This is a genomic window from Streptomyces uncialis (genome assembly GCF_001905345.1).
GTDB classification, from domain to species: domain Bacteria; phylum Actinomycetota; class Actinomycetes; order Streptomycetales; family Streptomycetaceae; genus Streptomyces; species Streptomyces uncialis.
In genome coordinates this window covers 12589-18746 of record NZ_LFBV01000007.1, presented here as the reverse complement: position 1 = coordinate 18746, position 6158 = coordinate 12589, and the positions used below count along the sequence as shown (strand labels likewise).

4 protein-coding genes are annotated in these 6158 nt (G+C 68.9%); all 4 read right to left on the bottom strand.

Annotated features, from left to right (window positions below; genetic code table 11):
• Positions 1–71: 71 nt before the first annotated feature.
• A complete protein-coding gene (locus tag AB852_RS24895; RefSeq protein WP_073792438.1) occupies positions 72–1319 on the bottom strand; it encodes a cytochrome P450 in 1248 nt (415 codons plus the stop codon).
• Entirely contained in the window at positions 1316–3028 is a 1713-nt protein-coding gene (locus tag AB852_RS24890) for a non-ribosomal peptide synthetase (protein ID WP_073792437.1), read from the bottom strand. Before AB852_RS24890 ends, AB852_RS24895 begins: the two co-directional genes overlap by 4 nt.
• On the bottom strand, positions 3025–3783 hold the full coding sequence (locus tag AB852_RS24885) for a thioesterase II family protein (protein ID WP_073792436.1): 759 nt from the start codon (positions 3781–3783) through the stop codon (positions 3025–3027). Before AB852_RS24885 ends, AB852_RS24890 begins: the two co-directional genes overlap by 4 nt.
• A gap of 558 nt (positions 3784–4341) precedes the next feature.
• Positions 4342–6135 (bottom strand): AfsR/SARP family transcriptional regulator, encoded by a 1794-nt coding sequence (locus AB852_RS24880; protein WP_178391107.1) that lies wholly within the window; start codon positions 6133–6135, stop codon positions 4342–4344.
• Positions 6136–6158 lie beyond the last annotated feature (23 nt).

Sequence of the window (6158 nt, the reverse complement as noted above, 5' to 3'; positions counted from 1 at the left end):
GCGACCGCCCCTTCAGTCCGGCGGCCCGGTTCCGGGGACGCCTCCACAGCCACGTCAGTCATGACAGCAAGTCACCAGGACCCGATGCGGGGTACGGCTCTCACCGGCATCGACTTGACCCCCGCCACGAAGTTGGAGGCCAGGTGCCGGACCTCGCCGGCGGGCTCGAATCGTTCGACGCGCGCGAAGATCCGCTCGAAGAGCATGCGCAGGGAGATCCGGGCCAGTGCGCCCCCGACGCAGTAGTGCGGCCCGAATCCGAAGGCGACATGCCGGTTGGGCCTGCGCTCGATGTCGAACAGGTAGGGATCGGCGAAAACGTCTTCGTCCCGGTTGGCGGACCCCAGCCACGCGACCAGTGCCGAGCCCTCGCGAAGGGTGTGTCCGCCGATTTCGACGTCCCGGGTGGTGTAGCGCATGAAGTGGCTGGCGGGCGAGGACCAACGCAGCCCTTCTTCGACGCACCCGGGCACGAGGGAGGGGTCCGCGGCGGCCGTGCGGAAGGCGGCCGGGTGGTCCATCAGCGCCTGTACCAGCCCGGTGATGGTGTGCGGCGTGGTCACGTTGGCGCCGAGGATCAGGCTGTAGCAGTTGTAGACGATGGTCTCGTGGTCGGGAGGACTCCCGTCGATCCGCATGCTCATCAGGTGGCCGATCAGGTCGTCCGTGGGGGTACCGCCGCGGGCGGACAGCTGACGTGAGAAGTACTCGAACAGTTCGTGGTGCACGGTGAGCAGCGTGAGCGGAGCGGATCCCTCCTGGAAGGAGGCGTCGTGCGGTGCGATCGCCATCGTCGTCAGCTTTGCCAGCCGCGGCCAGTCCTCCTGCGGCAGGCCCATCAAGGTGCCGATGAAGTCCATCGGGAAGTTCATCGCGGCCACGGCGAGATCGCTGATCTCCCCGGTCAGCAGGGGAGTCAGGAGCCGGTCGACGGGCTGGAGCAACACCTCGCGCCGGGCCTCCACCGCCCGGGCCGACAGCACACGGCCCAGCGACTCCCGTAGCGCTGTGTGCCGTGGCGGGTCGGTCGCCGCCATCATCTTGCCGCCTGCCGGGTCGTCGGCGCCGAGCGCGGTGAGCAGCGTTCCCCGTTCGGACGTGAAGAACTCGTGGTCGCGCAGGACCCGGCACACGTCCGCGTACCGTACGACCGACCAGAAGCGTCGGCCGTCCTGCAGTTCCTGCCGGTGCACGGGTGCCTTTGCCCGCAGCAGGCGCCATAGCGCGTGCGGGTGCCCTTCGCTGTAGAGCCGTGCATCCCACAGATCGACACGGTCCGGATCCATCGGCTGCCCCGGATCGTCCGGCGACATCCTCATAGGGTGCGCTCCTCGATCAGCGTGGCGAGCCCCGCCACCGTCGGTCTCAGGTAGAAGTCCAGCGGTGTGAGCGCTACCGCGAACTCGGTGGCGATGTCGGCGGTCATCCGCATACTGAGCAGGGAATGGCCGCCCAGGACGATGAAGTCGTCGTCAACCCCGATCCGGTCGATGCCCAGCAGGTCGGACCACATCTCGGCGATCTGTTTCTCCAGGAGGGAGCGCGGAGGAACGTAGTCGGTGAACAGGTCCGGGCGCTCACGGGAGACGCGCCCGGCCAGCTCGGCGCGATCGACCTTGCCGTTGACCGTCAGTGGAAGGCCGTCGACAACCCGATAGGACGCGGGGCGCGCGTAGTCGGGCAGTGCCGCAGTCGCCTGCTTCCGCAGCCCCAGTACGGACAGCACCTGGCCCCTGTGCGGCGCGACGAAGGCGACCAGCTGTTGCGTCCCGGTCGTGGTCGGCTGGGCCACCACTGCCACGGCGCGCACACCCGGCTGAGTCGCGAGGGCGCTCTCCACCTCACCTGGCTCCACCCGGAAGCCGTTGATCTTGATCTGCCGGTCGGCCCGCCCCAGGAATTCGAGCACACCGTCCGGACGGACGCGCACCCGGTCACCGGTCCGGTACATCCTGCCGCCGGGCGGCGAGCTCCACGGGTCGCAGACGAAACGTGCTGCGGTCAGCCCCGGCGCGCCCGCGTACCCGCGGGCCAGTCCCGACCCCGTCGCGTAGAGCTCGCCCTCCACGGCCGGCGTGAGCCGTGCGTCCAGTACCCGTACGCCGGTGCCGGTGATCGGCCGTCCGATCGGCAGCGGTCCCGGCTCCCCCGGGGCGACCTCGTGGCAGCAGGTGAAGGTGGTGTTCTCCGTCGGGCCGTACCCGTTGACGAGCCGTAGGCCCGGCACCCGCGCCAGGATCTCGGCGGCGTGCCGTGGGGAGACCACGTCTCCGCCGACGACCAGCCGCCGCACTCCCGCCAGATGGTCGACGTGCGCGTCGACCATCAGTTGGAAGAGACCTGCGGTCATCCACAGCGTCGTGATCTTCTGTGCGCTGATGAACTCCGCGAGTTCGGCCGACGACGGCTCACTCGCGGGATGCACCACGAGTTCGGCGCCACCGAGCAGCGGAGGCCAGATCTCGAACGTGGACGCGTCGAACGCCACGGGGGCGAACTGAAGATAGCGGTCATGAGGGTCGAGTGGGGCGCAGGTCGGGTCGAGCGCCAGCCGCAGCACCGCTTCGTGGGGCACCGCCACCCCGCGGGGGGTACCAGTGGACCCCGAGGTGAACGCGACATAGGCGAGATGGCCGCCCGCCGTTCCCAGGGCCTGTCCGGCGGCCGGATCCGGTCTGGCCGCCTCGTACCCCGGCAGCGCGGTGCCGGTCTCGTCCACGAGATGCTGCACGCCGGCGGACCGCAGGGCCGTGGTGCGCCACCGGTCCGGCTGCCGCGGGTCCACGGGCACGTAGGCGGCGCCCGACTTCAAGACGCCCAGCAGTGTCACCACGAGCTCGACCGAGCGCCGCGCCACAACGCCCACCGTCGACTCCCGGCCCATGCCGAGCGCCCGCAGACGCTCCCCCGCACGGTTCGCCCGCGCGTCCAGCTCCGCGTACGTGAGGACACAGTCGTCACCGCGCACGGCCACCTTGTCGGGGGTCGCCGCCACCCGCTCGGCAAGAACCTCGTGCACCATGTTCATCGGGCCAGGTCCCGCCGCATGTCGTCGGCCAGCTCCGCCATCAGCGCCAGAGGCGCCTCGAGGAACGTGTGGTGCGAGCCGCGGAGGGTGATGAACCGGGCGTCGGAGCAGTAGTGGCGCCAGCCGTGCATCAGCTCCGGTCGCACCTCCTCGTCACGGTCCCAGCCGATCACCGTGACGCCGCCCGGCAGCCGCAGCGGTTCGGGGATGCGGTACGCCTTGTGCGCGGCGATGTCAGCCTTCATGACCGAGAGCCCCAGGGCGAGCAGGTCCGGAATCGGCTCCCCGCCCATGGACCGGGTCAGCGCGGCGAGCTCGGCAGTCAGCTCGTCGTCGCTCATGGCGAAAAACCGGCCGTACGGCGGCTCGTGCGGCGCCACCTGCGAGGACACGAAGAGCCGTCGCGGCACAGGCAGACCGGCCCCGGCGAGCCGGTTGGCCACCGCGAAACCGGCGAGTGCGGAACTGCAGTGCCCGAAGAACGCGAACGGTCGGTCCAAATAGGGTTCGAGCTCGGGAATCACCTGTTCGGCGAGGGCGTCGAAGGTGCCGTAGTGGGGTTCCGCCAGCCGGTTTTCCCGGCCCGGTGGCTGAATCGGGCACACTTCCGCGCTCCCGGCCCACTCCGGCCAGCGCGCGTACATGGAGGCTCCGACCCCGGAGTACGGGAAGCAGAAGATGCGGCACGTCGCGGCGTCATTGGGACGGCGAAGCAACCACTGCCCACGGACACGGTTGGCGTTCAACGATGACATGACCCCCGTCAGAATTCCTCGGGTCGTCGGCAAGGGTCAGCAACCCTGCGCCGCGACATCCTCCATCCGGCTCTGCCTGGATCATGCCAACCACCTCTGCAGTTCCGGTGTCATTTCCCTTTCAGTCGGCTTGCCCCGCTCTGCTGGGGGCGGAAAGGCAAGGGCCTGTGGGTCCCCCTCGTAGCGTGAAGTCCGTGACTGCGGGGAAGTTGAGAGTCACGGCAGAGAAGCGTCGGGCGTCCGAGTCGGAGTCCGGTGCGAGGGCTGCAGGGGTCGTGACCGCGACGGGGAATCAGATCTCCGAGGTCGCCGATGAACTGGGGACAAGCGAGGCGACGTGCGCGAGTCGGGTGTCACGGGCCGGGCGGAGCGAGAAGGGCAAGCCGGCCGAAGTGGATGAGGGGATCACCCGGCCGCGGCAAGAGAACGCGGAGCTGCCCAGGGTGCAGGCCGGAGAGCCTGCCCCTCAGCCGTACATCACGTCCGTGGACCGACCCAACGCAGGATCAGATGCTCGCCCGGAAATGGCTGCGCACCGCGCTTTCGTGTCCCCCGTTCTCAGTGGACCCACGATGTCGACAGACAAAACACCGCTTGTTGGTCCTGAAGGCGCGGCAGGCGCTGCGCCGCCTCCCGTTCGGTGTCCGACGCGTCCGCCTCTGCCACTTCCCTGGCAAAAGCAGCCGCCAGACCGAGCATCCGGAACATCAGCGGACCCCTGTCGACCACCTTGAGCAACCGGCTGTCCACCAGCCGTTCCAGCGCCTCAGCGTGGTCAGGCACCGGGAGGTCCAGCACTGCGGTGGCCGAGAAGGCGGAGGAGACCCCGACGCCGGACAGTCCGATCATCCGGAAGAGGCGCCGCTCATCCTCGGTCAGGCGACGATAGGCAGGAGCGAAGCAGGAGCGGACGCTGAGTGAGTCGCGGGTGAGTTCGTCCAGGAGCCAGCGCTGGTGGGACAGCCGGGAAGCGAGATCACCGAAGGTCCAGTGCGACTTGGCCGCAAGCCTGGCACCGGCGATGCGCAGCGCGAACGGCAGGTAGCAGCAGAGGCGAGCCACTTCGCGAGCCGCGGCCAGTTCTTGGTCCACCCGCGCGGCACCCACCACGTGCTTGAGAAGCGTCACGGCCTGGTGCTGGCTCATGTCGTTGAGCTCGATGCGGGAGGTGAAAGGCATGCCGGTGAGCCGTGCGCTGCTGGTGATGATGACGCCGCTCTCCGGGTTGCCGGGGAGGAGGTGCTGCAACTGTGCCTCGTCGGCGGCGTCGTCGAGCACCAGGAGAACGCGCCGGCCCTTGAGACCGTCACGGAAGCAGGCAGCCTTCGCCGTGAGGCCCTCGGACAGCTCCGACAGAGGAAGGTTCATCGCGCTCAGCATCTGGGCGAGTACCGCCTCGGGCTCCGCGGGATGCTCGGCGCTGCCGCCCAGATCGACGTAGAGTTGTCCGTCCGGGAATGAGGAACGCAACTGTTGCGCGAGGTGGACGGCGACTGTCGTCTTTCCAGCCCCGCCCTGGCCCGTGATCGCCGCGACGGTCGTGGTGGTGGGGTCACGGGCCGTGAAAACGTGAGCAACGGCCTTGGAGACCTCACCTGGTACAAAATCAGGAGTGTCGGCGGGAAGTTGCGACGGGGACACCCACCCGGACCGCGACACGCTGGTCGACGTCCACGCGTTCGCCGTGCCGCTGTCCTGCGCATCCCGCTCCAGAAGGGACCGATGCAGGTCCCGCAGTTCGGAAGTCGGCTCGGCGCCGAGCTCGTCGGCAAGTTTCGAACGCAGCTCGGCGTAGACGGCGAGGGCTTCGGCCGAGCGGCTGGACCGGTGGAGGGCCGTCATCAGGTGGCCGTGGAACGTCTCACGGAGCGGGTACCTCGCGACGAGGGGCTTGAGTCTGCTCACCACCTGCGTATGCGCTCCCATGGCCAGCATCACATCGGTGTGCTGTTCCAGAGCGACCAACCGCAGCTCGGTCAGCCTATCGGCTTCCGCGGCGACGCAGTCACCCGCTGTGACGTCTGTGAACGCCTCTCCCTCCCAGAGCGACAGGGCGCGCTCGAGCAGGTCGGCCGCCTTGTCGAGGAACCCCTTGTCGCGTTCCCGCATGCCTGCCGCCAATAACTTCTCGAACTGATCGGCGTCGACTTCGTCGGGGCACAGGCGGTAGGCACCGGGCTCGGTCGACATCACCGCCATGACGGTACCCGGGTCGGACATTGACCGGAAGAGCGACCTGATACGCGACACCCTGACATGTACCGCGTTGGCCCGATTGACCGGTACTTGCGCGGGCCATGCCGCCTCGGCGAGGTGGTCGACCGAGACCACGCGCCCGGCGTGGGTCAGCATCTCCGCCAGGAACGCTCTGTCTC

Bases quoted from the DNA above. Each gene is read 5' to 3' on its own strand.
- AB852_RS24895 (WP_073792438.1), bottom strand. From the start codon at position 1,319: ATGAGGATGTCGCCGGACGATCCGGGGCAGCCGATGGATCCGGACCGT.
- AB852_RS24890 (WP_073792437.1), bottom strand. From the start codon at position 3,028: ATGAACATGGTGCACGAGGTTCTTGCCGAGCGGGTGGCGGCGACCCCC.
- AB852_RS24885 (WP_073792436.1), bottom strand. From the start codon at position 3,783: ATGTCATCGTTGAACGCCAACCGTGTCCGTGGGCAGTGGTTGCTTCGC.
- AB852_RS24880 (WP_178391107.1), bottom strand. From the start codon at position 6,135: ATGCTGACCCACGCCGGGCGCGTGGTCTCGGTCGACCACCTCGCCGAG.